This is a genomic window from Klebsiella sp. SWET4 (genome assembly GCF_024296565.1).
Classification (GTDB): Bacteria; Pseudomonadota; Gammaproteobacteria; order Enterobacterales; family Enterobacteriaceae; genus Klebsiella; species Klebsiella variicola.
In genome coordinates this window covers 264363-291325 of the sequence record NZ_JANCOB010000007.1, presented here as the reverse complement: position 1 = coordinate 291325, position 26963 = coordinate 264363, and the positions used below count along the sequence as shown (strand labels likewise).

General features: G+C 60.8%; 25 protein-coding genes. 16 read left to right on the top strand and 9 right to left on the bottom strand.

What is annotated here, in order from left to right; translation table 11 throughout:
- The first annotated feature begins 263 nt into the window (after positions 1–263).
- Positions 264–1361 carry a murein transglycosylase A gene (mltA, locus tag NKJ21_RS17790; RefSeq protein ID WP_218793461.1) on the top strand — a complete coding sequence of 366 codons (1098 nt, stop codon included), beginning with the start codon at positions 264–266 and terminating at the stop codon, positions 1359–1361.
- A gap of 87 nt (positions 1362–1448) precedes the next feature.
- A complete protein-coding gene (gene tcdA, locus NKJ21_RS17785) occupies positions 1449–2258 on the top strand; it encodes a tRNA cyclic N6-threonylcarbamoyladenosine(37) synthase TcdA (RefSeq protein ID WP_008806278.1) in 810 nt (269 codons plus the stop codon).
- 140 nt (positions 2259–2398) lie between these two features.
- Here the strand turns inward: tcdA and csdE are convergent, their stop codons facing one another.
- A complete protein-coding gene (gene csdE, locus NKJ21_RS17780; protein ID WP_012967316.1) occupies positions 2399–2836 on the bottom strand; it encodes a cysteine desulfurase sulfur acceptor subunit CsdE in 438 nt (145 codons plus the stop codon).
- Positions 2836–4041: a cysteine desulfurase CsdA gene (gene csdA / locus NKJ21_RS17775; RefSeq protein ID WP_008806276.1), complete on the bottom strand. Its 1206-nt coding sequence runs from the start codon at positions 4039–4041 to the stop codon at positions 2836–2838. Before csdA ends, csdE begins: the two co-directional genes overlap by 1 nt.
- Before the next feature lie 197 nt (positions 4042–4238).
- Between csdA and NKJ21_RS17770 the strand changes: the two genes are divergently transcribed.
- From NKJ21_RS17770 to rlmM, 4 genes are all read left to right on the top strand, one after another.
- A complete protein-coding gene (locus tag NKJ21_RS17770; protein ID WP_002915549.1) occupies positions 4239–4463 on the top strand; it encodes a YgdI/YgdR family lipoprotein in 225 nt (74 codons plus the stop codon).
- A gap of 351 nt (positions 4464–4814) precedes the next feature.
- Positions 4815–5732: a glycine cleavage system transcriptional regulator GcvA gene (gcvA, locus tag NKJ21_RS17765; RefSeq protein ID WP_002915545.1), complete on the top strand. Its 918-nt coding sequence runs from the start codon at positions 4815–4817 to the stop codon at positions 5730–5732.
- 19 nt (positions 5733–5751) lie between these two features.
- Positions 5752–6147 (top strand): DUF423 domain-containing protein, encoded by a 396-nt coding sequence (locus NKJ21_RS17760; RefSeq protein WP_002915543.1) that lies wholly within the window; start codon positions 5752–5754, stop codon positions 6145–6147.
- Positions 6140–7240: a 23S rRNA (cytidine(2498)-2'-O)-methyltransferase RlmM gene (rlmM, locus tag NKJ21_RS17755; protein WP_254733069.1), complete on the top strand. Its 1101-nt coding sequence runs from the start codon at positions 6140–6142 to the stop codon at positions 7238–7240. Before NKJ21_RS17760 ends, rlmM begins: the two co-directional genes overlap by 8 nt.
- 48 nt (positions 7241–7288) lie before the next feature.
- Here the strand turns inward: rlmM and fucR are convergent, their stop codons facing one another.
- The 5 genes from fucR to fucP form a co-directional block, all read right to left on the bottom strand.
- The gene (fucR, locus tag NKJ21_RS17750; protein ID WP_004142883.1) at positions 7289–7999 is read right to left on the bottom strand and encodes an L-fucose operon activator; all 711 of its coding nucleotides are present in this window, start codon (positions 7997–7999) and stop codon (positions 7289–7291) included.
- Positions 8000–8057: 58 nt separating this feature from the next.
- Positions 8058–8480 (bottom strand): L-fucose mutarotase, encoded by a 423-nt coding sequence (gene fucU / locus NKJ21_RS17745; protein WP_008806274.1) that lies wholly within the window; start codon positions 8478–8480, stop codon positions 8058–8060.
- Position 8481: 1 nt separating this feature from the next.
- Positions 8482–9900: an L-fuculokinase gene (gene fucK / locus NKJ21_RS17740; RefSeq protein ID WP_016161733.1), complete on the bottom strand. Its 1419-nt coding sequence runs from the start codon at positions 9898–9900 to the stop codon at positions 8482–8484.
- Between the two features lie 107 nt (positions 9901–10007).
- Positions 10008–11783 (bottom strand): L-fucose isomerase, encoded by a 1776-nt coding sequence (fucI, locus tag NKJ21_RS17735; protein WP_254733066.1) that lies wholly within the window; start codon positions 11781–11783, stop codon positions 10008–10010.
- Positions 11784–11815: 32 nt separating this feature from the next.
- Positions 11816–13126, bottom strand: a complete 1311-nt coding sequence (gene fucP / locus NKJ21_RS17730; protein ID WP_049155492.1) for an L-fucose:H+ symporter permease — start codon at positions 13124–13126, stop codon at positions 11816–11818.
- Between the two features lie 566 nt (positions 13127–13692).
- On the opposite strand from fucP, the gene fucA reads away from it, so the two are divergent.
- Together fucA and fucO are read left to right on the top strand one after the other, a co-directional pair.
- Entirely contained in the window at positions 13693–14340 is a 648-nt protein-coding gene (gene fucA, locus NKJ21_RS17725) for an L-fuculose-phosphate aldolase (protein WP_012540715.1), read from the top strand.
- Between the two features lie 27 nt (positions 14341–14367).
- Positions 14368–15516 (top strand): lactaldehyde reductase, encoded by a 1149-nt coding sequence (gene fucO / locus NKJ21_RS17720; RefSeq protein WP_008806269.1) that lies wholly within the window; start codon positions 14368–14370, stop codon positions 15514–15516.
- Positions 15517–15586: 70 nt separating this feature from the next.
- Here the strand turns inward: fucO and xni are convergent, their stop codons facing one another.
- Positions 15587–16342 carry a flap endonuclease Xni gene (gene xni, locus NKJ21_RS17715; protein ID WP_004142871.1) on the bottom strand — a complete coding sequence of 252 codons (756 nt, stop codon included), beginning with the start codon at positions 16340–16342 and terminating at the stop codon, positions 15587–15589.
- Positions 16343–16438: 96 nt separating this feature from the next.
- Positions 16439–18382 carry a sigma-54-dependent Fis family transcriptional regulator gene (locus NKJ21_RS17710; protein ID WP_008806268.1) on the bottom strand — a complete coding sequence of 648 codons (1944 nt, stop codon included), beginning with the start codon at positions 18380–18382 and terminating at the stop codon, positions 16439–16441.
- Positions 18383–18459: 77 nt separating this feature from the next.
- Here NKJ21_RS17710 and NKJ21_RS17705 point away from each other — a divergent pair, with 77 nt between their 5' ends.
- The 8 genes from NKJ21_RS17705 to NKJ21_RS17670 all read left to right on the top strand — a co-directional run bounded on the left by NKJ21_RS17705 (position 18460) and on the right by NKJ21_RS17670 (position 26954).
- Entirely contained in the window at positions 18460–18576 is a 117-nt protein-coding gene (locus NKJ21_RS17705) for a hypothetical protein (RefSeq protein WP_004219275.1), read from the top strand.
- Positions 18577–18653: 77 nt separating this feature from the next.
- Positions 18654–19826 (top strand): FMNH2-dependent alkanesulfonate monooxygenase, encoded by a 1173-nt coding sequence (gene ssuD / locus NKJ21_RS17700; protein WP_022065017.1) that lies wholly within the window; start codon positions 18654–18656, stop codon positions 19824–19826.
- A 46-nt stretch (positions 19827–19872) separates the two neighbouring features.
- Positions 19873–21270, top strand: coding sequence for an FAD/NAD(P)-binding protein (locus NKJ21_RS17695; RefSeq protein ID WP_012967320.1), 1398 nt, complete (start codon positions 19873–19875; stop codon positions 21268–21270).
- 73 nt (positions 21271–21343) lie between these two features.
- Positions 21344–22750, top strand: a complete 1407-nt coding sequence (locus tag NKJ21_RS17690) for an LLM class flavin-dependent oxidoreductase (protein ID WP_012540717.1) — start codon at positions 21344–21346, stop codon at positions 22748–22750.
- The gene (locus tag NKJ21_RS17685; RefSeq protein ID WP_008806264.1) at positions 22747–23769 is read left to right on the top strand and encodes a methionine ABC transporter ATP-binding protein; all 1023 of its coding nucleotides are present in this window, start codon (positions 22747–22749) and stop codon (positions 23767–23769) included. The genes NKJ21_RS17690 and NKJ21_RS17685 overlap by 4 nt, the downstream gene beginning before the upstream one ends.
- Positions 23766–24464, top strand: a complete 699-nt coding sequence (locus NKJ21_RS17680) for a methionine ABC transporter permease (protein ID WP_008806263.1) — start codon at positions 23766–23768, stop codon at positions 24462–24464. Before NKJ21_RS17685 ends, NKJ21_RS17680 begins: the two co-directional genes overlap by 4 nt.
- Entirely contained in the window at positions 24461–25339 is an 879-nt protein-coding gene (locus NKJ21_RS17675; RefSeq protein WP_002915265.1) for a MetQ/NlpA family ABC transporter substrate-binding protein, read from the top strand. Before NKJ21_RS17680 ends, NKJ21_RS17675 begins: the two co-directional genes overlap by 4 nt.
- Positions 25340–25532: 193 nt before the next feature.
- Positions 25533–26954, top strand: a complete 1422-nt coding sequence (locus NKJ21_RS17670) for an MFS transporter (RefSeq protein ID WP_012540719.1) — start codon at positions 25533–25535, stop codon at positions 26952–26954.
- The last annotated feature ends 9 nt before the right edge of the window (positions 26955–26963 follow it).

Here is a 26963-nt window from a genome sequence, read left to right as displayed (position 1 = left end):
CGACGACCTTCGGGTTATGAGCCCGACGAGCTACCAGGCTGCTCCACCCCGCGTCCGTGGAAGCGCACTATACTCCGCTAGCGAGATGATGCAACCTTTTTTCGACCAAATCGACATTTTTGTAAGAATTGGCTTATAAAACGCCACGTTGTGGTGTTTTTTTACACAAATCTGTGCCATCGATGAGATCGCGCATTTCAATAGCCCCGGCGCTTTGTTATCTTCAACACGCACTAAGGCTTCGCAGCAAAAGATGAGACACCATGAAAGGACGTTGGGCAAAATATGTAGCGACGGGGGCAATGCTGGCTATGCTCGCCGCCTGTTCCTCAAAACCGACCGACCGCGGTCAGCAATATAGCGATGGCAAGTTCACCCAGCCGTTTTCACTGGTAAACCAGCCGGATGCCGTCGGGGCGCCGATCAACGCCGGCGACTTCTCCGAGCAGGTTAATCAAATTCGTAACGCCTCGCCACGCCTCTATAATAGCCAGAGCAACGTCTATAACGCCCTGCAGGAGTGGCTGCGCGCCGGCGGCGACACCCGTACGCTGCGCCAGTTTGGCATCGACGCCTGGCAGATGCAGGGCGTCGACAACTATGGCAACGTTCAGTTTACCGGCTACTACACGCCGGTGGTGCAGGCGCGCCACACCCGTCAGGGCGAATTCCAGTACCCCATTTACCGGATGCCGCCGAAACGCGGTAACCTGCCGTCCCGCGCCAGCATCTATGCCGGCGCGCTGAGCGATAACTATGTGCTGGCGTACAGCAATTCGCTGATGGATAACTTCATCATGGACGTGCAGGGCAGCGGCTATATCGACTTTGGCGATGGTTCGCCGCTCAACTTCTTTAGCTATGCCGGGAAAAACGGCTGGCCCTATCGCAGCATCGGCAAAGTGCTGATCGACCGCGGGGAAGTGAAGAAAGAAGATATGTCGATGCAGGCGATCCGCGAGTGGGGTGAAAAGCACAGCGAAGCGGAAGTGCGCGAGCTGCTGGAGCAGAACCCGTCGTTCGTGTTCTTTAAACCGCAGTCTTTCGCGCCGGTGAAAGGGGCCAGCGCTGTGCCGCTGATCGGCCGCGCCTCGGTGGCCTCTGACCGGTCGATTATTCCGCCGGGAACCACCTTGCTGGCCGAGGTGCCTCTGCTGGATAATAACGGCAAGTTTAACGGCCAGTACGAACTGCGCCTGATGGTCGCTCTCGACGTCGGCGGGGCCATCAAAGGCCAGCATTTCGACATCTATCAGGGCATTGGGCCTGACGCAGGCCACCGTGCCGGCTGGTATAACCACTATGGCCGCGTATGGGTGCTGAAAAACGCCCCGGGCGCGGGGAATGTTTTTAGCGGCTAACTCCCCTGGCCATGCCTGTTGACCAGGGCGCCCGGATGATGCCGTTTACGGCGGCCTCCGGGCGCTGTCATTTTGTTCTGAGGTTCTATGTCTGTTGTTATCAGCGATGCCTGGCGCCAGCGTTTTGGCGGTACGGCACGTTTATATGGTGAAAAAGCGCTGCAATGTTTTGCCGATGCCCACGTCTGCGTGGTCGGGATCGGCGGGGTCGGCTCCTGGGCGGCGGAAGCGCTGGCGCGAACCGGCATCGGGGCGATCACCCTTATCGATATGGACGATGTCTGCGTCACCAACACCAATCGTCAGATCCACGCCCTGAGCGGCAACGTCGGGCTGGCGAAAGCGGAAGTGATGGCAGAGCGTATTCGTCTCATCAACCCGGAGTGTCGGGTGACGGTGGTGGATGATTTCGTGACCCCGGAAAACGTGGCGGAATATCTTGGCGTCGGCTTTAGCTATGTTATCGACGCGATCGATAGCGTCCGGCCGAAAGCGGCGCTTATCGCCTGGTGTCGCCGCTACAAAGTGCCGCTGGTCACCACCGGCGGGGCGGGCGGTCAGATTGACCCAACGCAGATCCAGGTCGCTGACCTGGCGAAGACCATCCAGGATCCGCTGGCGGCTAAACTGCGCGAGCGGCTGAAAAGCCAGTTTGGGGTGGTGAAAAACAGCAAAGGCAAGCTCGGCGTGGACTGCGTCTTCTCTACGGAAGCGCTGGTCTACCCGCAAGCGGACGGCAGCGTCTGCGCGATGAAGAGCACGGCGGAAGGGCCGAAACGGATGGACTGCGCTTCCGGCTTTGGCGCGGCCACCATGGTGACCGCGACCTTTGGCTTCGTCGCGGTATCGCATGCTCTGAAGAAGATGCTGGCGAAGGCGGAGCGGCAGACGACGTAAATCCCGGGCCGCGGCGCAGGCGCCTTACCCGGTCTACAGGACAATTCCCCGGAGGCGGCGCTGCGCACCTGTCCGGGCGACAAAACTGCATGAGCCCGTAGCCCGGGCAAGGCGCGTCAAGCGCCGCCCCCGGGATGAGCTTAAACCTCAACCTCGCGGGCGGCGGCGAGCACCGCCTCGCTGAGGGCGCTGAGGCCCTGGCTGCGCGAGGCGCTGAGCTGGCCGCGTAGCCCCAACTCGTCGAACAGCGCCAGCGGATCCTGCGCCAGGATCCCGGCGCGGGTTTTTCCTTCCACGGCGGTCAAAAGTACCGCCAGCAGACCGCGCACAATCCGTCCTTCGCTGTCGCCAAAGAAGTGCAGCCTGCCCTCGGCATCCTCCTCATAGCCCAGCCAGACGCGGTTTTCACACCCGGCAATCTCCCGGGCCTGCGCTTTGCGCTCATCGGTCAGCGTCGGCAGCTTTTTGCCCAATAAAATCAGCTGACGATATTTATCCTCCCACTGGTTCAGCGGGGCGAAGGTCTGGCGCAGCGTGGCGTCGGTAATGGTTGTGCCGAAGGGGTGCAGAGTTGTCATTAATCCACCAGAATTTCCAGGGCGCGATCCACCGCGTGGACCAGCGCCGCAACATCGTCTTGGGTATTGTAGGGGGCGAAAGAGGCCCGCAGCGTGCCGCTGACCCCTAAGGCCGCCAGCAGCGGCTGGGCGCAGTGTTGCCCGGCGCGCAGGGCAATGCCGGACTCCGCCAGCAGCGTCACCAGATCGCTGTGATGAACACCGTCGAACTCAAAGGCCAGCAGGCTTGACTGCTGGCAACGGAAAGAGCGGAAGCCCGGCCGTTTCGCCAGCGCCTCTTCCGCCAGGCTCGCCAGACTGCGGCTCCAGTTTTCCGCCTGGCCGATATCGCTCTGCGCCAGCCACTCCAGGGCGGCGCTAAGGCCGATAACCCCGGCGACATTCGGCGTGCCGGCCTCGAGACCATAAGGGGCCGGCTGCGGCGTAAAGCCGTCAAAGCTGACCTCGGCGATCATTTTCCCGCCGCCGAGCCAGGGCGACATCGCCGCCAGCAGCTCGCTTTTGCCGTACAGGGCGCCGATCCCGGTCGGGCCATACAGCTTATGGCCGGAAAAGGCGTAAAAATCGATATCCAGCGCCTGCACGTCAGCGGGGAAATGCACCGCTCCCTGGGCGCCGTCGACCATCACCACCATCCCGGCGGCGTGAGCAAGGCGGATAGCCTGCGCCAGGTCCGGGCAGCCGCCGGTGACGTTGGACATCTGACCGATGGCCAGCACCCGGCTGCGCGGGGTGATGAGCGCGCTGAGGCTGGCAATATCCGGCAGGCGGTCAGCGCCAAGCGGTAGTTTGACCACTCTGGCGCCGGTCTGCCCGGCTACCATCAGCCAGGGCACGAGGTTGGCATGATGCTCGGCTTCGCTAACGATAATTTCATCGCCAGGCTGCAGGCGCGGCCGGACGTAGCTCTGCGCCACCATATTGATGGCCTCGGTGGTTCCCCGCGTCCAGACGATATCTTTGCCGGACGGGGCGTTAAGCCACGCCGCCACGCGCTCGCGGGCCGCCTCGTAGCGCTCGGTCAGCCGCTGGGCGGCGGCGAACTGGCTGCGATGGACGTTGCCAGCGCTCAGGCGATAAAACTGGTCGCTGGCGTCGATCACCGCCTGCGGTTTGAGCGCGGTCGCCGCGCTGTCGAGATAGACGCCGGCATCGGCCAGAGCCGGAAACTGCGCGCGAAAGTGCGCCGGGTTGAATGCGTTCATGGAATTCCTCGTATCAATCCCGCGATCGTCGCGCAATTTGCCGGGCGTGACAAGGCCTCTGCGCCCTGTGGAATTGTCCGAATGTGACTTCAGGTGGGTCAAAGAGGGTTATGCTGAAAAGTGTTGGGTTTGTGTTTTAACCTATTACTTAACGAGTCACGAATAGTATAAATAGCCGTAAGGAGAGAAAAATGAAAATGACTAAGGCCGCTGCGATTATCTCTGCCTGTATGCTGACTTTAGGCCTGAGCGCCTGTTCCTCTAACTATGTGATGCATACCAATGATGGGCGAACCATCGTTACCGACGGGAAACCGCAAACCGATAATGATACTGGCATGATCTCGTATAAGGACGCGTGGGGCAACAAACAGCAGATCAATCGCTCTGACGTGAAACAGCTGGGTGAGCTGGACGAGTAAGGCAGTAAAAAGGCAAAAAAAAGCACCGCGCGTTGCGGTGCTACATTAAATCACTATGGACAGACAGGGTAAATGTACAGGAAGTGAAAAGGGGTAGCTTTGCTACCAGGGTCTGCAAAGACAGACCAATTGCAAACACAACAACACAACATCACAACCGTAAGCCAAAAGCTTGATGGAACACGCATTCCAAAAAAAGCTTCTCGTTCCGGCTCAGGAAGTGCCGCCACTATAGGTATTTGCTGGTAGAACCTCAACGGACAATTTATAATGGCTCAGATAAAAAAAACTAATAGGTTAATCATTGTTTCCTATTTGTTAAATTGAGTTAACATCTAAGCCAGAATAACCATGTCGAAGCGATTACCACCTCTGAATGCATTACGTGTTTTTGATGCAGCCGCACGTCATCTCAGCTTCACTCGGGCAGCCGATGAGCTTTTTGTGACGCAGGCCGCAGTCAGCCATCAAATCAAGTCTCTCGAGGATTTTCTGGGCCTTAAGCTGTTCCGGCGGCGCAATCGTTCGCTGCTGTTAACGGAAGAAGGGCAGAGCTATTTTCAGGATATTAAAGAGATTTTTTCGCAACTGACGGAAGCGACGCGTAAACTTCAGGCGCGCAGCGCCAAAGGGGCATTAACGGTCAGTTTATTGCCAAGTTTTGCCATCCAGTGGCTGGTGCCGAGACTGACAAGCTTTAACTCAGCTTATCCGGGAATCGACGTCAGGATCCAGGCGGTAGACCGCCAGGAGGATAAGCTGGCGGACGATGTCGATGTGGCGATTTTTTACGGCCGCGGCAACTGGCCGGGCCTGCGTGTGGAAAAATTGTACGCCGAGTATCTGCTGCCGGTCTGTTCCCCGCTCTTGCTCACCGGCGACAAAGCATTGAAAACGCCTGCCGATCTGGCGCAACATACGCTGCTTCACGATGCGTCCCGCCGCGACTGGCAAACTTATACCCGCCAGCTTGGTCTAAGCCATATTAATGTGCAACAGGGGCCGATTTTCAGCCATAGCGCGATGGTGCTGCAGGCGGCAATTCACGGGCAGGGTGTGGCGCTGGCCAACAACGTGATGGCGCAGTCCGAAATTGAAGCCGGTCGCCTGGTGTGTCCGTTTAATGATGTTCTGGTCAGTAAGAATGCGTTTTACCTTGTTTGCCATGACAGTCAGGCAGAACTGGGTAAAATAGCCGCTTTCCGGCAATGGATCCTGGCGAAAGCGGCAAGTGAGCAAGAAAAATTCCGCTTTCGTTATGAACAATAAATACTTGTAGGGTAAAAACATGACCAGCCGTTTTATGCTGATATTCGCCGCGATTAGCGGCTTTATCTTTGTGGCTCTGGGTGCCTTTGGCGCGCATGTATTAAGTCAATCGCTCGGCGCGGCGGAGATGGCCTGGATCCATACCGGCCTGGAGTACCAGGCCTTCCATACCCTGGCGATTTTTGGTCTGGCGGTGGCGATGCAGCGCCGGATCAGCATCTGGTTCTACTGGAGCAGCGTGTTTCTGGCGTTAGGGACCGTGCTGTTCAGCGGCAGCCTCTATTGTCTGGCGCTGTCTCATTTACGTCTGTGGGCGTTCGTGACCCCGGTGGGCGGCGTAAGCTTCCTCGCCGGTTGGGTTTTAATGTTAATTGGTGCAATTCGTCTGAAACGTAAGGGCGTTGTTCATGAATAAGGTTGTCCTCTATTGTCGCCCTGGGTTTGAGAAAGAGTGCGCAGCAGAAATTACCGATAAGGCCGCCCGCCTTGAGGTGTTTGGTTTTGCCCGGGTCAAAGAAGACTCTGGTTATGTGATTTTTGAAGGTTATCAGCAAGACGACGGTGAGAAGCTGGTACGCGATCTGCCGTTCAGCTCGCTGATTTTCGCCCGTCAGATGTTCGTGGTCGGCGAACTGCTGCGCGACCTGCCGCCGGAGGATCGCATTACCCCGATCGTCGGCATGCTGCAGGGCGTGGTGGAGAAGGGTGGCGAGCTGCGTGTGGAAGTGGCGGATACCAACGAAAGCAAAGAGCTGATGAAGTTCTGCCGCAAGTTCACGGTGCCGTTACGCGCGGCGCTGCGCGAGGCGGGCGTGCTGACCAACTATGAAACGCCAAAGCGACCGGTGGTGCATGTGTTCTTTATCGCACCCGGCTGCTGCTATACCGGCTACTCGTACAGCAACAACAACTCACCGTTCTATATGGGCATTCCGCGGCTGAAGTTTCCGTCCGATGCCCCGAGCCGTTCCACCCTCAAGCTGGAAGAGGCGTTCCACGTCTTTATTCCGGCGGACGAGTCGGACGAGCGCCTGGCGAACGGCATGTATGCCGTCGATCTCGGCGCCTGCCCGGGCGGCTGGACCTATCAGCTGGTGAAGCGCAACATGTGGGTCTCTTCGGTCGATAACGGCCCGATGGCCCAGAGCCTGATGGATACCGGCCAGGTGACCTGGCTGCGCGAAGATGGCTTCCGCTATCGTCCGAACCGCAACAACATCTCGTGGATGGTCTGCGATATGGTGGAGAAACCGGCGAAGGTGGCGGCGCTGATGGCGCAGTGGCTGGTCAACGGCTGGTGCCGGGAGACCATCTTCAACCTCAAGCTGCCGATGAAAAAGCGCTATGAAGAGGTGTCGCAGAATCTGGCCTATATTCAGGCCCAGCTGGACGAGCACGGCATCAACGCCCAGATCCAGGCGCGTCAGCTGTATCACGATCGTGAAGAGGTGACCGTTCACGTGCGTCGCCTGTGGGCCGCCGTCGGCGGACGTCGCGACGAGCGTTAATCCTTCCCCCTCAGGCCGGAGACGCGTGCGCGTCCTCCGGCCTTCCCCTTAAGGCTGCGGCGCATCCGACACAATATGCGTCACGTCATCCAGATGACCAATTCTCGCCTCGCCGGAACGGTTGAACTTGCTTTTGTCGATCAGCAGTAGCGACTGCGCCGCGCGCTTAAGCAGGATCGATTTAAAGTCGGCATTGAACGCATTGGAGTCCCATAGCGCGCCCTGCGGGTCGATGCCTTCGCAGGAAAAAATAAACAGATCGATCTCCAGCGATTTCAGCTGGGAAATCAGCGCCGGGTTCACGTAGCAGCCATATTTCCGCTGCAGAGTGCCGCCGGAGCAGGTGAGCGTGATTTGGTCGCGTTTGGCCAGCTCCTGGCAGATGGGCTGGCTGTTGGTAAAGACGTGCAGCGGGCGGTCCGGCAGCTGGCGGGCGAGATACCAGCAAGTGGAGCTGGCATCGAGGGCGATCACCATCCCTTCGTCAATCCAGGCCAGCGCTTCGCGGGCGATATCGGCTTTATGCGCGTAATGGCTTTTCAGCCGCATGTGAAAAGGGTCGCCGCTGTCCTGGCTGCGCTGATGGATCACTTTGGCCCGGCCGTGGTTGCGCAGCACTTTGCCCTGCGCCTGCAGCTCGCTCAGATCGCGGCGAATGGTTTCCCTGCTGACGTTGAGCTGTTTTGACAAGGTTTCGGTGGTCAGGCTGCTGTGGGTGATCAGGAGATCGACGATCGCCTGCTGGCGGGCTGCTTTCATTTATTCTCATCCCATCATTGATTGAGCGTCTGCATCAGGCAGACGCTCCGGCATGAGATTACGGCGTGACTCCTTTTTTTAAAAGGATATTTCCGTACTTAGCACGCTCTCCTGTGATAACGATCGCAAAGGCTTTTTGCGCCCGGTCGTAGAAGGCAAAGCGGTCAATCCGCACGATATCCGGGCAGGGGGCCTGCGCCGATAGCGCCTGCCGATAGCGCTGTTCCACCGTCGGGTCCAGCGCATCGCCTTCGACGGCGGCCATCATCACCAGCGGCGGCGCGTAGCTGTCTAACTCGAACAGCGGGATAATCGCCTGCAGCAGATCGCTGACCCGCAGGCCATCGGCGCGGATCACCTGTGGCCCCATGCTGTGCGCCGGGAAATGGGCATCGGAAAAAATGATTTCATCCCCATGGCCCATTTCGGCCAGCACTTTCAGCAGCTCCGGCGATATCAGCGGGGAAATGGTTTTGAGCATCTCAGGCTTCCTCTGTTAATTCAGGTTCAGTTTGCGGCCAAAAATAGCGGTAGCGGTACGCGACCTGCGCTCTGGCCTGTTCCGGCGAAGAGAACTCGCCCACGCCATACCAGCCAAACATCGCCGCGCCGGCCACCGTGGTTTCGGCATCATCGAGAACTTTGATCGGTATTCCAAGCCGGTCGGCCTTGATCTGGTTCCACAGCGCGTTGCGGCTGCCGCCGCCCACCAGCAGCAGCTCTTTCGCCCTGAAGCGGCCGATGTTTTCCAGGGTTTGCAGATGCTGCGCCAGCTGGTCGCTTAACCCCTCCAGCGCGGCGCGGTAAAAATGGCCGCGGGTGGTGTTGAGCGTGACGCCCTGCCAGCCGGCGTGCTGGCTGGCGAGCAGGTCGCACTGCATCCTGACGCCCTGGGCGCCGGGCGGGATCGCCTGCGCTTCGGCAATCAGCGTCTGCCACGGCGTGTCAGCGCTCCACAACAGCTTGCGCACCCATTCGAGCACGCCGGAGGCCAGCCACTGCATTCCCGGGTTATAGCGGCCCGGCTGGCTGTCCAGCTCGCAGGTGGAGCCGCTGTAGTCGCAGAGCAGCGAAGTGTCGACCTGGGCGCTGCGCACCATCAGGATCTCCCAGGTCCCGGAGGAGAGCACCGGCTCATCCTGCCCGGCGCCGGCGCCAAACAGAGCGAACTGGGTGTCATGCCCGGCCGAGATAACCGGGATCCCGACGGGAAGGCCCAGCAGCGCAGCGGCCTCCGGCAGCAGGGCGCCGATCGGCTGGCCTGCTTCAACCAGCCGCGGGAACAGGCGGCGCGGCAGGCCGGTCGCCTGCAGGATTGGCGCGCTGAAATCGCGCTGCCGGAGATCGAGCATCTGGCTGGTGCCCGCCATGGTGAGGTCGGTGGTGAACTCCCCGGTCAGCCGATGGTTGATCAGCGACGAAATAAACAGCCAGGCATGGGCCTGCGCCAGCAGCTGCGGGTGGCACTCTTTCAGCCAGATCAGCTTATACAGGGTGTTGAACGCAAACGCGCCGACGCCGGCAATCTGCTGCAGCTGGTGTGCTGGCATATACTGGCTGATATTCTCCATCACCGCCGCGGTGCGCGGGCATTTCCAGCTGATGATCGGATACAGCAGGGCACCCTGCTCATCCACCAGCGCGCCATCGACGCCAAAGGTCGTGACGGTGATGCCGCGTACCGTGCAGGAGGCCAGCTGGTCATGGATCTGCCGACAGCAGTCGGCAAAGCGCTGCATAATGGCCTCCAGCGACCACTGGTGCCAGTCGCTGTTCTCCGCCGCGATGTCGCTGGCGTTCGCCGTTGCGGCGCGGGCGATAATGTTTCCCTGTCGGTCAACGGCCATCGCCCGCACGTTGGTGGCGCCGCAGTCGAGGACCAGGATAACGTCTTGCTTCATAGTGACTCCCGAAACAACTTCGCCGGATGGCGCGGCGCTTATCCGGCCTACAGACCGCGCGCATCTGTAGGCCCGGTAAGCCTGCGCCACCGGGCGAAACCAACCTGTTAACGCTTATACAGCGGCCCGTAGTTCTGGCAGGCGCGGTAGTCCTGGCCTTCGATGTCCATGCCATGCGCGGCCCAGGCGGAGGGGCGGTAGATTTTCGCCGCTTCCACGTTGTGCATGCAGACCGGAATGCGCAGCATGGCGGCGAGGGTAATGAAATCCGCGCCAACGTGGCCGATGGTCAGCACGCCGTGGTTGGCGCCCCAGTTAGCCATCACCGAGTACACATCGCTGAACGGGCCCTTGCCGGTCAGGCGTGGGGCAAACCAGGTGGTGGGCCAGGTGGAGTTGGTGCGGGCGTCGAGCTGGTCGTGCATCGCTTTGGGCAGCGCCACGCTCCAGCCTTCGGCAATTTGCAGCACCGGCCCCAGGCCTTTGATGATGTTCACCCGGCTCATGGTGAACGGCACGCCGCCTTCGGTCAGGAAGCGGGAAGAGAAGCCGCCGCCGCGGAAGTATTCGTGGATCGCCGGGCACCATTCGGTCGCCGCGAGGCAGGCATCCGCCTCGTTCTGCTCAATCTCCCAGTGAGGTTTCATCGTCGGGTTGCCCTGCGCGTCGCGCTGCTGGCAGGAGCCGTCCAGCGCCGCAGAGCCGGAGTTAATCAGGTGAATGATGCCGTGCTCCGCCCGCCCGGTGAGCGGCTGCCCGGTGACCCGCTCAACGGCGTCCGGCGACCAGTAGGTGCGCACGTCGGCAAACACCTGGGCGGTGCCGGTGAGCTGATGACCCATCAGCATGGCCACGCCGTTGAGGCTGTCGTTTTCGGTAGCGACGACAAATGGCTCGCGCACCCCGTTCCAGTCAAAAGAGCTGTTGAGCAGCGCTTCAGCGGTATCGCCATTGGGGTATTGATCGGTCCAGTGGCGCTGACCCTGGAAACCGGCGGCGATGGCGTTGTAGCCCAGCGACTCCTCCACCAGCCCTTTTTCCGCCAGTTTCGGGTTGCCCTGCATCATGTCGCGGATGCACATCGCCATCAGCAGGCTCTCTTTCAGCACCGCGCGGCTCTGCGCCTCATTGCGCTTATACTGCTCGGCGTTCTGATCTTCGCCGTAGCGGAAGTGTTTATCCGCCCACGCCAGCGCCATCTCCAGCTCGGTTTCATCATAGATTTTCTGATCGATTCGCCGGCGCAGCTCCGTCATGTCGACAGCCTGGACCTTCATGCCGAGCCAGGATTCAAAGAAATTGTGGTCGACGATGGAGCCGGCGATGCCCATTGAGACGCCGCCCAGCGACAGATAGCTTTTCCCTTTCATACTGGCGACGGCCAGGCCGGCGCGCGCGAAGCGCAACAGTTTTTCTTCGACATCCGCCGGGATCGAGGTGTCATCGGCATCCTGCACGTCATGTCCGTAGATGGAGAACGCCGGGATCCCTTTCTGGCTATGGGCCGCCAGCGCGGCGGCCAGATAGACCGCCCCCGGACGTTCGGTGCCGTTAAAGCCCCAGATGGCCTTCGGGCGCAGCGGATCCATGTCGATGGTTTCGCTGCCGTAGCACCAGCAGGGGGTGACGGTGATGGTGACGCCGACGTTCTGGCTGCTGAATTTCTCTTCACAGGCGGCCGACTCGGCCATGCCGGCGATGCAGGTATCGGCAATCACGCACTCCACCCGGGCGCCGCAGGCGTGGCGCAGTTTCTCGCTGATAAGCGCGGCGGTGGCTTTCGCCATGTTCATGGTTTTCGCTTCCAGCGACTCGCGGACCCCCATGCGACGACCATCGATTACCGGGCGGATACCGATCTTCGGTAAGCTGATTTTTTTCATTACAGATCCCTCAGGTTATGCGGATAACAGGTTTAGTTCGTCGCCGCTTGTGAACGGAAACGGGCAAAAATAAAGATGATGGCGAAGCACAGCGCCGGGACCAGTTCGGCGGTCGGGATATTGCCGGCGGCGTCGCTGACAAAGCCCATCACCGGGGTGACGATCCCGCCGCCGATAATGGTCATGACGATAAAGGACGAGCCATATTTGGTGTCCTGGCCCAGATGCTTAATCCCCAGCGAGAAGATGGTCGGGTACTGAATGGACATAAAGGCGCTGCACAGGGTCAGGGCCAGCAGGCCGACGTGGCCGCCGCTGAAGGCGGAGAGCAAACAGAGCAGCATGGCGATAAACGCATAGATAGCGAGCACGTTATGCGGCGCAAAGCGGCGGATAAGCCAGGTGCCGGTGAAACGGCCAATAAAGAAGCAGACCATGGTGGCGGTCAGGTAGTTGGCGGCGAAACCGGCCGTCATGCCCGGGATCTCTTCGATAGCGTAGCGAATCAGGTAGCTCCAGCAGGCAGTTTGCGCGCCGACGTAGCAGAACTGGGCCAGCACCGCCCAGCGCCAGTGACGGATGCGCATCAGGCGCGTCAGCGAGGCGAGGAAGGTGCTCTGCGCGCTGTCGCTGTGGTCATCGCTCTGCAGGGAGGGGAAGCGGGTACAGACGATCAGCAGGGCAACCAGCAGGACGATGGCCACGATAATCATATAGGGGGTTTGTACCGACAGGACCAGGCTGTGCTTCCAGGCGCTGAGCTGTTCTGGCGTCATTTTATCCAGCACCTCCTGCGGCTGATGCGGGACGTTAGACAAAATAAGACTCTGGCCAAATACCACGGCAATAATGGCGCCAAATGAGTTAAAGGTCTGGGCCAGATTAAGGCGGAAGTGACCGCCGCTTTCCGGACCGAGAACGGTCACAAACGGGTTGGCCGCCGTTTCCAGGCAGCCAAGCCCGGCGGCGATAATAAATAATCCAATCAGGAATAAAGTGTAGTTCATCACTTCGGCGGCAGGCCAGAACAGCGCGGCGCCGCAGGCATATAAAAACAGACCCGTAAGAATGCCTGTTTTATAGCTAAATTTTTTCATCAGCATCCCGGCGGGGATGGGAATAATAAAATAGCCAAAATAAAAGGCCGACTGAATTAATCCGGCCTGGAAATTAGTCAGAGTAAAGGCCTGTTGAAATTGCGGTAATAAAATATCATTCAGATTATTAGCCACCGCCCACAGAAAAAAGAGGGAGCACAGCAGAGCAAAAGGAATAATGTAGCTCTTACTCTGCCCGCTCTCCATGGCGCGGTAACTTTGCGTTGGTATCGTTGTGTTTCCCATAGCGTCCTCATCAGTTCAGAAGCATTTACAACAGCATTCAGGGCGCAGTCTGGTGCTGCAGCAGACCGCAAAATTAAGTGAGCTCAGGTGACGCGCCGGTGAGTGAAATGAAAGTCACGGCGGAACTCATGACTTCATTTTCAAATAAAAACCGCCTGTTAATATGATGATGGTCACACTTAACGATCTGCGGGCCATTTTATGTGATAATTGTCACTTTAATTTTTCAAAAACGCTGACCGTTTGAGAAAATAAATTCACAAAACCACAACGCTAATGACCGAATGAATGTATATCGTGGAAAACGGGCAAATGTTACAAAGAAATAAAATGCCCGCTTGATGAAATATTATTAAGAACGGGCATTTTAAACACTCTCTTAATGGGCATGGTTGCTTTATTCATGGCGGAATTATTGACGCGGTTCACAAAATATAGTCATGAAAATTCCCCTTTGATTATTCAGGTTGATGATGAAGACCATTATTCACCCTATCCCACGGTAGCCGACGATATTCCTGTTGCCCTGCCGTTGACGGATGATGAGTCACCACAAGAGGAACGCAATGGAAAGAAACAGACTGGCCCGGCAGATTATCGATACCTGCCTGGAAATGACCCGCCTGGGGTTAAATCAGGGGACCGCCGGCAATGTCAGCGTGCGCTATCAGGGAGGAATGTTGATCACCCCCACCGGTATCCCGTATGAAAAGCTGACGGAAGACAAGATCGTCTTTATTGATGCCGATGGCCAGCATGAGCAGGGAAAACTGCCCTCCAGCGAATGGCGTTTTCATCAGGCGGCCTACCAGACGCGGCCCGATGCCCAGGCGGTGGTCCACAATCACGCTGTCCATTGTACGGCGGTGTCGATCCTCAACCGGCCCATCCCGGCCATCCACTATATGATCGCCGCGGCCGGCGGGAATTCGATCCCCTGCGCGCCCTATGCCACCTTCGGCACCCGCGAGCTGTCTGAGCATGTCGCGGTAGCGCTGAAGCACCGCAAAGCCACGCTGCTGCAGCATCATGGCCTGATCGCCTGCGAGGCCAGCCTGGAGAAAGCGCTCTGGCTGGCACATGAAGTGGAAGTCCTGGCCCAGCTCTATCTCAGCACGCTGGCGATTATCGACCCGGTACCGGTGCTGAATGACGAGGCGATCGCCATCGTGCTGGAGAAGTTCAAAACCTACGGATTACGTATTGAAGAGTGATGCCGCAACGCTAACAGGAGAGACGCGATGGCAAACCGAATGATCCTCAACGAAACGGCGTGGTTTGGCCGGGGGGCGATAAACGCATTAACCGATGAAGTGGCGCGGCGCGGCTATCGCAAAGCATTGATCGTCACCGACAGCACCCTCGCCCGGTGCGGCGTGGCGGCGAAAGTCACTGATAAACTGGATGCCGCCGGGCTGGCATGGGATATGTTCAGCGACGTGATCCCTAACCCGACCATTGCCGTGGTCCAGCAGGGGCTGCAGGCCTTTCAGCGCAGCGGGGCGGATTACCTGATCGCCATCGGCGGCGGTTCGCCGCAGGATACCTGTAAGGCGATCGGTATTATTCAGCGTAACCCGGAATTCGCCGATGTCCGTAGCCTCGAGGGGCTCTCGCCCACCCGTCAGCCCAGCGTGCCGATCTTCGCGGTGCCGACCACCGCGGGTACCGCGGCGGAGGTGACGATTAACTATGTCATCACCGATGAAGAACAGCGGCGCAAGTTCGTCTGCGTCGATCCGCATGATATCCCGCAGGTGGCCTTTATCGATGCCGATATGATGGACGCCATGCCGCCGGCGCTGAAGGCGGCCACCGGCGTGGACGCCCTGACGCACGCTATCGAAGGGTATCTCACTCGCGGCGCCTGGGCTTTGACTGATGCGCTGCACCTCAAGGCTATCGAGATCATTGCCGGGGCGCTGCGCGGCTCTGTTGCCGGGGATGCCGGCGCGGGCGAAGCCATGGCGCTCGGCCAGTACGTCGCGGGGATGGGATTTTCCAACGTCGGGCTCGGGCTGGTGCACGGCATGGCGCATCCGCTCGGCGCTTTTTACAACACGCCGCACGGCGTGGCGAATGCCATCCTTTTGCCGCACGTGATGCGCTTTAATGCTGAGGCGACGGGGGAAAAATATCGCGATATCGCCCGGTCGATGGGCGTCAGGGTGGAAGCGTTAAGCCTGACTGCCGCGCGCCAGGCGGCAGTGGAGGCGGTCTGCCAGCTAAACCGCGATGTCGGTATTCCCGGCCATCTGCGCGAGGTGGGCGTCAGGAAAGAGGATATTCCGGCGCTGGCGCAGGCGGCGCTGGAGGATGTGTGTACCGGCGGTAACCCGCGTGAGGCGAGCCTGGCCGATATCGTCGGGTTATATCAGGCGGCCTGGTGATTGCCTGGCCCGGGTAAAGCAGGCAATGCCGGAGGCAGTTACCCTGCACCGGCGCACCTCTTAACGATGGTTAGCGCGTCAGCCGCAGCTGCTGCAGATTGCCATCCAGCTGGAGGTCGGTCTGCAGGCGGGCCACTTCCCGGCAGGTGAAGGCCATCTCCTGATGCGCGGCCAGTTTTTTGCGCCACTTCTCCGGGACCTCGGCCAGACGGGCGTACAGCCCCTCCAGGTCCTGAAACTCGTTCAACAGCTGGGCGGCGCTTTTGGGTCCAATGCCCGCCACGCCCGGCACCTTCGAGCTGCTGATCCCCGCCAGCCCCCAGTAATCCGCTAGCTGCTCTGGGGTGACGCCGAACTCGCTGGCGATAAAGGGCGCATCCAGCCAGCGCTTCTGAAAGTAGTCGCGGATGCGGATGGTGGGCGACAGCAACTGACAGTAGCCTTTGTCGGTGGAGACAATGGTGGCTTGATGGCCCGCCTGGGCCACCTTTACCGCCAGGGTGGCGGCGAGGTCGTCCGCTTCGCTGCCCGGCGAGGCCCAGCAGCGGATCCCCCGCTGTTCGAAGGCCGCCCGCAGCGCTGGCATCTCGGCCACCAGCGTCTCCGGCATCGGCGCGCGGCCGGCTTTGTACTCTGGCAGGCGCTGGTGGCGCCAGCCGTGGGCGCGATCCTCATCATCGAACACCGCCACCGCGTGGGTGGGCTGACTGTGGACGATCAGCTGCTCCAGCGCATGCAGGCAGGTATCAACGCAGGGCGAACCCTGCACCGCATGGATGCGGCGGATCAGATTTAACGCGTCGACGATTAACAGATGAACAGCCACAGATACCCCCTTATTCTCAGCGTCTTTAGGGTAACATCGCCATCAGATCGAGGCTATCTGCGCCTGAACAATCAGGAAGATAACGCGCAAATTTCGCTAACTGACCGCCATCAGCGGGCTGATGACGCCCGGCGCGGGTTCGCCGTACCACACCGCTTCGCGCACCGGGACCGGTTTGGCGATAAGCCCGAGGGCGTAAAAGCGATCGGCGATGGTCTGCTGGGCGCGGATCACCGACAGATCCATCGGCCGCGGGCGATGGCTGCGGCGGGCGAGGGCCATGCTCAGCGACCGGGCGTCAATCCCCAGCTCTGCCGAGAGTAAGCGGGCCGCTTCGCCACGATGTGAGTCGATAAACTGCCCGGTGTGGGTCAGCTCCGTCAACAGACGGCGCATGATATCGCCATGCTGAGCGAGGTAGTCCCGTCGCGAAAGATAAAACTGATGGTTGTTGACCCGGCCTTCGCCGCTGGCGACCACCCGCAGCTCGCCGGTGTGTTCGGCGTCGCTGAGCAGCGGATCCCACATCATCCAGGCGTCAACCGCCAGATAGTCGCTGGCGGTCAGCGGATATTTCGGCGGGGTATAGACCACCCGCACATCGTTCAGCCCCAGGCCGGCGTCCTCGAGGATCTGCAGCAGCAGCCAGTGGACATTCGACCCTTTATTGAGGGCGATGCGTTTACCGCGCAGATCGCTGAGCTGGCGAATGTCGCTCTCCTGCGGGACGACCATCGCCACGCTGCGCGGCGCCGGCGGCTCCCACGCCACGTACATCAGTTCGCTATTGCTGGCCTGGGCAAACACCGGCGGCGCTTCTCCGGTGGTGCCGAAGTCGATCTCGTTGCAGGCGAGGGCGTGGAGGAGCTGAGGTCCGGCAGGAAACTCACTCCACAGCACGTTGACGCCGAGGCTGGCGAAGGCGGTTTCCAGACTCTGGCGGGCTTTCAGGATCCCGAGGCTGCCGAAGCGCTGGTAGCCAATGCGCAGTTCGCGATCGGCCCCGGCTGCGTTGGCGAATGCCCGCGGCGGCGCAGGCGGGCGGCGGCGGCTTTTGATCAGCCCGAGGTTAGCGAGCTGGGTGCGCAAGGTATGCCGGCTGATCCCCAACAGTGCGGCCGCCTGGCTCTGGTTATCGTCGCAATGCGCCATGGCGTGGCGAATCAGGGCGCTGGTGACTCGCTGCCACAGCGGCTCGCCGGGAAGCGCCAGCTGGTGGCGAATAAAGTCGTCCAGTTCATGATCGCTCGCCGGCGCCGGGGCGTCGTTGAGCGTCGCCAGGCGCAGCTGGGCAGGACTGATCTCCTCTTCTTTACTGAGGAGCACCGCGTTGTGCAGGGTGTTTTCCAGCTCGCGAATATTGCCCGGCCACGAATAGTCCATCAGCCGGGCCAGTGATTCCGGCGCCAGACGCAGGGTTGGCCGCCCGAGGCGCCGGGCATAGAGTGATAAAAAGTGGTGCGCCAGCAGCGGGATATCCTGCCGACGCTGGCGCAGCGGCGGCAGCGGCACCACCGCGATATTCAGTCGATAGTAGAGATCCTCGCGAAAGCGGCGCTCGCGGATCGCCTGGGCCAGGTCGACGTGGGTGGCGGCAATCACCCGGACATTCACTTTAATCGCTTTGCGTGAGCCGACGCGGGTAATTTCACGCTCCTGCAGCACTCGCAGCAGCTTGACCTGCAGCGGCAGGCTTAATTCGCCGATCTCGTCCAACAGCAGCGTCCCCCCTTCCGCGGCTTCAAACCAGCCGGGCTGTCCCTGCTGCGCGCCGGTGAAGGCGCCTTTCTCATGGCCGAACAGTTCGGCTTCGGCGAGGCTCTCGGTCAGCGCGCCGCAGTTAACGGCCAGAAACGGTTGCTGGCGACGGGCGCTGTGATGATGGAGATAGCGGGCCACCACCTCCTTGCCGGTGCCGGTTTCGCCCACGATCAGCACGGTCGCCTCCGTTGGCGCGAGCTTGTCCAGCAGGCTCTGGAAGGCCTTCGACGCCGGGTCGATCAGCGCGGGAGCGGTGGAAGGGGATTCTGGGTTCAGCATAGCGGGCCTCCGATCGTTGACGCTCTGAACTTATCCTGCGGCGGCCGCAGAAACCAGAGGGGGAAGGCCCGCGGCTGTTGCAAATGCGCCAGCGGATGCGCGGCGGCTGCGCGATTTGCAACAGCGCGGCGCGGCGAAGCCGTTTTCAGTGCATTGATTTTAAAAGATTAATTTTTTATTCACCATTGGCATGATTATCGCTAACACTCATATAACCAAATTAAAACATCTCTTCGATAAATATCGGATATGGTTATATAGGAAATAGATAATGACGCAGCAAGCTCCCGACAAGATCAATGTCTTCTGGTTCTTACCTACCCATGGCGATGGCCGTTATCTGGGTACCACCGAGGGTGGACGCCCGGTCGATTTACCTTATCTGCAGCAGGTGGCGTTGGCGGCCGACAGTCTGGGCTACTACGGCGTGCTGATCCCCACCGGTAAAAGCTGTGAAGATTCGTGGCTGGTGGCCTCGGCGCTGGCGCCGTTGACCCGCCGTCTGCGCTATTTGGTGGCGGTCAGGCCGGGCCTGCAGCCGCCAACCCTGGCGGCGCGGATGGCGGCCACCCTCGACCGTTTATCGGAAGGTCGGCTGCTGATCAACGTCGTTACCGGCGGCGACCCGGTGGAAAACAAAGGCGACGGTATCTTCCTCAGCCACAGCGAGCGCTATCAGGTGACCCGCGAATTTCTTGATGTTTACACCCGCCTGCTGCGCGGGGAAAAAGTGGACTATCACGGCGAGCATATTCACGTGGAAGGCGCTGAAGTGCTGTTCCCGCCGGTACAGGAGAATGGCCCGCCGCTCTATTTCGGCGGCTCTTCTGATGCGGCCATTGATGTGGCGGCCGAGCAGATCGACAGCTATCTGACGTGGGGCGAACCCCCGGAACTGGTGGCGGAGAAGCTGGCGGTGGTGCGCGAGCGCGCCGCGGCCCGCGGACGCACCCTGCAGTACGGCATTCGTCTGCACGTCATTGTGCGCGAAACGGAAGAAGAGGCATGGGCCGCCGCCGACCGGCTGATCGCCCATCTTGACGACGATACCATTGCCCAGGCGCAAAAGATCTTCGCCCGCATGGACTCGGCCGGCCAGGCGCGGATGAGCGCCCTGCATCAGGGGTCGCGCGATAATCTGCGCATTGCGCCCAATCTGTGGGCCGGCGTCGGACTGGTGCGCGGCGGCGCGGGTACCGCGCTGGTGGGTAATCCGCAGCAGGTAGCGGAACGCATCCGCGAATATCAGGCGCTCGGCATCAGCAACTTTATCTTCTCCGGCTACCCACATCTGGAAGAAGCGCACCGCTTTGCTGAGCTGGTGATGCCTCTGTTGCCGCTGGAAAACGCGGCCTCGTCGAAGGCGCGTAGCGTGAACACCGGTCCGTTTGGCGAAACCATCGGCGGCGATAAGCGCCCGGTGCGCCAGGTCAGCGCCAGCTGATGGCCCGGAGCGCGACCATGAGACAGCATACCGGAGGAGGGCTGCGATGAGTGCAGAACCGCATATCGTGATTATCGGCGGCGGCTTTAGCGGCGCGGCGGTGGCGATTGAGCTGCTGCGCCTGGCGCCGAACGGGGTGCGCGTGACACTGCTGGAGCCGCGCCAGTCCCCCGGGGCAGGGGTGGCCTACTCCACTGCGGAGCCGACGCACCGGATTAACGTCCCGGCCGCTCGCATGCAGCTGGCCGGCGACGAAGAGGGCGCCTTCGATCATTGGTACCGCCATCAGCCTGCCTTTGCCGTCGATGTGCAGGCGCTGCGCCCGGACGGTTCCGTCTACCCTCAGCGCGGCCAGTTTGGTCGCTATGTGGCGCAGCGTTTTGCCGACGCCGTGGCGTCCAGCGGCGGACGGCTTCGCCACCTGCGCGATCGGGCGCTCGCTTTTCATCAGGGGACGGTGACCACCGACGGCGGCCTGCAGCTTAAGGCCGATCTGCTGGTGCTGGCGATCAGTCATCCACCGCCTTCGCTGCCGCCGCAGGCCGAAGCCTGGCGTCATCATCCGGCGCTGATTGCCAACCCGTGGCAGCCCGGCGCGCTCGATGCCATCGCCCCGCACGCCCGGGTGGCGGTGATGGGCACCGGATTAACCATGGCCGATACGGTCGCGACGCTGGACCGGCTGGGCCACCGCGGCAGTATCGTCGCCTTTTCGCGCCATGGCCTGCTGTCGCGCGGCAACCTTAGCGGCGCGGGGACAACCTGGCCCGGCGACTATCAGCAGGGCAACCTGCGTCAGCGCCTGCGTCAGATCCGCCTCGACGTCGCGTATGCGGCGCAGCAGGGCCTGAGCTGGCAGGTGGTGCTGGATGCGGTTCGTCAGCAGGGGCAGCGGATCTGGCAGGCGCTCAGCGTCGCCGATCGCCAGCGTTTTCTGCGCCATCTGCGCCATTACTGGGATGTCCACCGCTACCGCGTGGCGCCGCAGGTCGCCGAGGTGCTGGAGGCGCGCCAGCGCACGGGCAGTCTGCAGGTGCAGGCGGCCAGGCTACTGTCGATAAGCGGTGAAGGCGAAACGCTGCGTCTGACGCTGGCGCGGCGCGGCGGCGGTGTGCAGACCCTGAGCGTCAATCATCTGATCCTGACCACCGGACCCGCACACCGCGCCCTGACCGACAGCCAGCCATTTTTACAGGACCTCGCCCGCCGCGGCCTGATTCGCGCCGATGCCCTCGGCATGGGCCTGGAGGTGGACAGCCGTTCCCGGGCAGTGGCTGAGCCGCACGTTGAGGCGCCGCCGGTGCTGGTGGCCGGTCCGGCCGCCCGCGGGCGTTTTGGCGAACTGATGGGCCTGCCGCAGGTAGCCGACCATGCCGCCGACGTGGCGGCGCAAGCGTTACTCACGCTCGGGATCCCGCTGGACTCCCGATGTCCTGCGTACTGAATACCTCCCTTTATTTTCCCTGATTCATTTTGCCGCGTGCGCCCCGGCGACGGGCCGCGCTATGGAGATTGCTATGTCATCACAACGTGAAATTCGTCTTAACGCTTTCGATATGAACTGCGTCGGCCATCAGTCGCCGGGCCTGTGGGCGCATCCCCGGGATCGCTCCTGGCAGTATAAAGATCTGGAGTACTGGGTGGATCTGGCGCGGCTGCTGGAGCGCGGCAAGTTCGACGGGCTGTTTATCGCCGACGTGCTGGGGATCTATGACGTACTGAACGGCAGCGGCGACGCGGCGATCCGCCAGGCGACGCAGGTTCCGGTCAACGATCCGCTGGCACTGATCACCCCGATGGCGCTGGTGACGGAGCATCTGGGCTTCGGCCTGACCGCCTCGCTGTCGTTTGAGCATCCTTACCCCTTCGCTCGTCGTCTGTCGACGCTCGATCATCTGACCAAAGGGCGGGTGGGCTGGAATATCGTCACCTCCTATCTGGAGAGCGGGGCGCGCAATATCGGCCAGCAGACTCAGACCGATCATGACACCCGCTATGACTATGCCGATGAGTATTTGCAGGTGATCTACAAACTGCTGGAGGGAAGCTGGGAGGACGGGGCGGTGCTGCGCGACAGAGAGCGGAAGATCTTCAGCGATCCGCGGAAAATCCATCCCATTAACCATCAGGGACAGTTCTTTTCCGTGCCGGGGATCCACCTCTGCGAGCCATCCCCGCAGCGCACGCCGGTGCTGTATCAGGCGGGGGCGTCCAGCCGCGGCAAACAGTTCGCCGCCGGCCATGCCGAATGCGTCTTCGTCGCAGCGCCGTCGAAGGTGCTGCTGAAGAAGACGGTGGCGGATATTCGCCGCCGGGCAGTTGAGGCGGGGCGAGATCCGCACAGCATCCTGATCTTCAACCTGCAGACGGTGATTGTCGGCGACACCGACCGTGAGGCGCAGGCGAAGTGGCAGGAATATAAGCAGTACGTCAGCTATGAAGGCGCGCTGGCGCTGCTCTCCGGCTGGACGGGGATCGATTTCGGCCAGTATCAGCCGGATCAGGTGCTGAAGTATCTGCACACCAACGCCATTCAGTCGGCGGTGGAGGCCTTTTCGACCGCTGATCCGAACCGCCAGTGGACGGTGCAGGCCCTGGCCGATTGGGCGGGGATCGGCGGCTTCGGTCCGCTGGTGGTTGGCAGCGCGCAAACCGTGGCGGACGAACTGCAGTCCTGGGTCGAAGAGACGGACGTCGATGGCTTTAACCTCGCCTATGCCGTCACTCACGAAACCTTCCGCGACGTCGTCGAGCTGCTGGTGCCTGAGCTGCAAAAGCGCGGCGTCTTTAAGCAGGAGTACCGCGAGGGGACCCTGCGCGAAAAACTGTTCGGCGCCGGCCCGCGTCTGGCCGCGCCTCACCCGGGCGCCAGCTACCGCCGCGATGCGCGCACGGCGGCATCGGTAGAGGAGAAGGTGACATGATCGCTATCGATGACCTGCATAAAAGTTACCGCACGGCGGATGGCCGGCTCAGCGCGGTGCTGAAAGGGCTGTCGCTGCAGGTGCCTGAGCGCTCCATCACCGCGGTGGTGGGGCCGAGCGGCGCCGGTAAATCAACCCTGGCGCGCTGCATCAGCCTGCTGGAGCAACCGGACAGCGGCAGCATTCGTATCAATGGCCAGGATCTGTCGGCGCTGTCCGGCGAGGCGCTGCGCCGGGAACGGCGGGCGATTGGCACCGTTTTCCAGTCTTCGGCGCTGTTGAGCCGCAGGACCGCCTGGGAGAATGTCGCCCTACCGCTGGCGTGGCTGGGTGTGGTGGAGCGCGATATCAAGGCGCGGGTTGGCGAGCTGCTGGAGAGCGTCGGCCTGAGCCACAAAGCGGATGCCTGGCCGGCCCAGCTCTCAGGCGGCCAGCGCCAGCGGATCGGCATTGCCCGCGCGCTGGCGCTGCGCCCGTCCGTTCTGCTGGCGGATGAAGCCACCTCCGGCCTCGATCCTCAGGCCACGGCCTCGGTGCTGGCTCTGCTCAAGCGGCTGCGTGATGAGTACCAGCTGGCGATCGTCCTGATCACCCATGAAATGGACGCGGTGCGCACGGCGGCGGATGCGGTGGCGGAGATCCGCGACGGGACGATCGTCCAGTACGGGCGGATCGAAGATCTGCTGGCGCGTCCCGATTCTCTGCTCGGCCAGCAGCTGTTGCCGCTGACGCCGGCGGCAGCGGCCCACAGCGATCTGCTGCTGCGTCTGAGCTACCGCTGGGATGTGCCGGTGGCCACCGACTGGATCAGCCGCCTGAGCCAGCAGTGGGCGCTGCAGATCGATCTCCTTGGCGGTCACGTCGAGGTGATTAATGGTCGGCTGGCCGGTCGCCTGCAGGCCGGAGTGCGCTTTCAGGGCGAACGCCTGTCGCCCGCGCGACTGCAGGGCCTGCTGGCGCAGCTCGGCATAACGGCGGAGATCCTCGACAGCGCGCCGTTGCTCAGGGAGGTGGTATGAAACCGACAGTCATCAGCCAGGATACCCCCTGGGGCGAAATCCCTTCGCTGCTGCTCCCCGCCTATGGCGAAACCTGGCTTATGGTGGCCATTGTGATGCTGTTTGTCGTCACGCTGGGGGGGCTGGTGGGGGTGGTGTTGTTTAACGCCTCGCCGCGGGGCTTATTTCCGCACGCGCTGCTGTACCGGCTGCTGAACTGGGTGGTCAATATGGGACGTTCGCTGCCGTTTCTGGTGCTGATGGCCGCTATTATCCCGTTCACTTACTGGCTGACCGGCACCACGATTGGCATCCCCGCCGCGGTAGTGCCGATGATCGCCGCCGGCGTCCCGTTCTTTGGCCGTCTGGTGGAGAACGCGCTGCGCGAGTTGCCGGCGGAGGTCACCGCAGTGGGGGTCGTCTGCGGCGGGTCGCGCTGGCAAATCATTGCCAGCGCGCAGCTCAGTGAAGCCTTGCCCGCGCTGGTGGCGGCGGTGACGCTGAACCTGGTCTCGATGATTGAGTATTCGGCTATCGCCGGGACCATCGGCGCCGGCGGCATCGGCTACCTGGCCGTGGTGTACGGCTATCAGCGCTTCGACAACCACATCATGATCGCGACGATCGTTGCCCTGATCGCCACGATCCAGTTGATTCAATTTTTGGGTGACCGTCTGGTCAACCGTTTACGCCACACGCAGGGGAACCTTGTATGACAACAGAGCAATTTGAGTTACGTAAAGCGCGGCGCTGGCCCTGGCTGGCGGCGCTGGCGGTGATTATCCTGCTCGCCATCGCCTTCTGGTGGTGGCGGGGACATACCCAAAGCCAGCAGGTGGTCTTCGGCAGCACGTTAAAAATTCACTACGAGCCGGCGATGGCCGGCGAGCAGCGGATCATTGAGTATATTAATCAGCATATTGCGCCCGATTACGGTCTGAAACTGGAGGCGGTGGGGGTGCAGGATCCGGTCCAGGCTGACCGCGCGGTAGCGGAAGGACAGTATGCCGGGACGATCTATCAGCATCAGTGGTGGCTTAAACAGGTGGTGGACGCTAACGGCTTTGCGCTGTCGACCACGGTGCCGGTGTTCCAGTGGGCGTTTGGCATCTATTCCGACCGCTACTCGTCGGTACAGGCGTTGCCCAACGGCGCGACCATTGTCGTGCCTGACGATGGCGCCAATCAGGGGCAGGCCCTGTGGCTGCTCCAGCGCATTGGGTTGATCTCGCTCGACCCGGCGGTGGAGCCGCGTACGGCGAAGCTGAAAAATATTGTCGGTAACCCGCATCAGTTTGTCTTTAAAGAGCTGGATCTGCTGACCATGCCGCGGGCGTTAAATTCGGTGGATGCCGCCATCGGCTATGTCTCGCAATTTGACGCCGGGAAAGTGCCGCGTGAGAAAGGCATATTATTCCCGCCGGCGCCGCGCACCTTTGCTTCGCAATTAGTGATTGGTACACCGTATTTATCGCAGGAAAATATCGTCAAATTAAAACAGGCTTTTTCTGACCCGCGGATCCAGACGTGGTTAAAAACCACCGATGACCCGCTGGTAAAAGACGTATTAGTTCCAGTGTCCGCGGAATAAGCGTCCTGCACGACGTCTATTTTCGTTGTTATTTATTTCCCTTGAGGATGCGCGAAAGCGCGTCCTTTTTGTGCTGGTAATATTTATTAACTTATTGATTATATTGATTTTTATAGAATGATTTGTTGTTTTGATTCTCGTCGCGCGCGGTCTATAACCGCTGATGACCTGCACAAAATAATAAGGTGAAAAAATGAGTACATTACCAGTGGATAATCCCGGTATCGCTTCGGTACCGGTCAGTAGCGTCGGGGATGTGGCGCGGCTAATTAATTCCGGCAAGGAACAAGCGAAATATGCGCGGATGATTGTCTTCCTCGCGCTGGGGGGCGTTTTTCTCGACGCATATGACTTAACCACGCTCTCCTACGGTATTGATGACGTTGTACGTGAATTTCAGCTCTCACCGCTGCTGACCGGCCTGGTGACTTCGTCCATTATGGTCGGGACTATCGTCGGCAATATTATCGGCGGCTGGCTGACCGATAAATATGGTCGCTATTCGGTTTTTATGGCCGATATGTTCTTTTTCGTGATTTCGGCTATCGCCGCCGGGCTGGCGCCGAACGTCTGGGTGTTGATTGGCGCCCGCTTCCTGATGGGCATCGGCGTTGGCATCGACCTGCCGGTAGCGATGTCCTATCTGGCCGAGTTTTCCCGCTTTGCCGGCAAAGGCAACAAAGCGGCTCGCCTCGCGGCGTGGTGCCCGATGTGGTACGCCGCCTCAACCGTCTGCTTTCTCATTATCTTCGGCCTCTATTTCCTGCTGCCGCAGGAGCATCTTGACTGGCTGTGGCGCGCCTCCCTGCTGTTCGGCGCCGTGCCGGCACTGCTGATTATTGCCGTCCGCAGTCGATTTATGAATGAATCCCCGCTGTGGGCGGCGAACCAGGGCGATCTGACCTCTGCAGTGCGTATTTTACGCGACTCCTGGGGGATCCATGCCCATGAGGTCCCGGCGGCGAAGCCCGCGCCAGCGCCGAAAGTGAGCTTCCGCGTGTTGTTCGAAAAACCCTACCGCGAGCGGACTATCGTCGCCGGGGTGATGAATATCTGTATCTCCTTCGAGTACACGGCGATTGCCTTTTTCCTGCCGTCAATTCTTGCCCAGTTCCTCGGGGCTGGCGTCTTCGAAACTATTTCGGCATCGCTGGGGCTGAACGCCCTGTTTGCTTTTACCGGCGGGCTGCTCGGTATGCATCTGGCGTGGAAATATCCTTCGCGTCATGTGGCGATAGCCGGCTTCGCCCTGCAGTTTGTGGCGCTGATTGTGCTGGCGATGGTGGGGCAACCGCACGCGACGGCAGGTATCGTGCTGGCTATCGCGATGCTGGGGCTGTGGCTGTTCGCCGAAGGGTTTGGCCCGGGGGCGCAGCTGATGATCTACCCGGCGCTCTCCTATCCTACTGCCATTCGCGCCACCGGGGTCGGTTTCAGCCGGGCACTCTCCGGGATCGGCAGCGCGCTGGCGTTGTTTATTCTGCCGCTGCTGCAGGCCTCCCTCGGCACGCAGATGTTCTGGGTGGTCTCGCTTGCCGCCATTATTCCCATTTTCTTCCTGCTGGCGGTCCGTCATGAACCGACGCGAGAAGATATCGACGCACTCCATGAATAAGGAACTGAC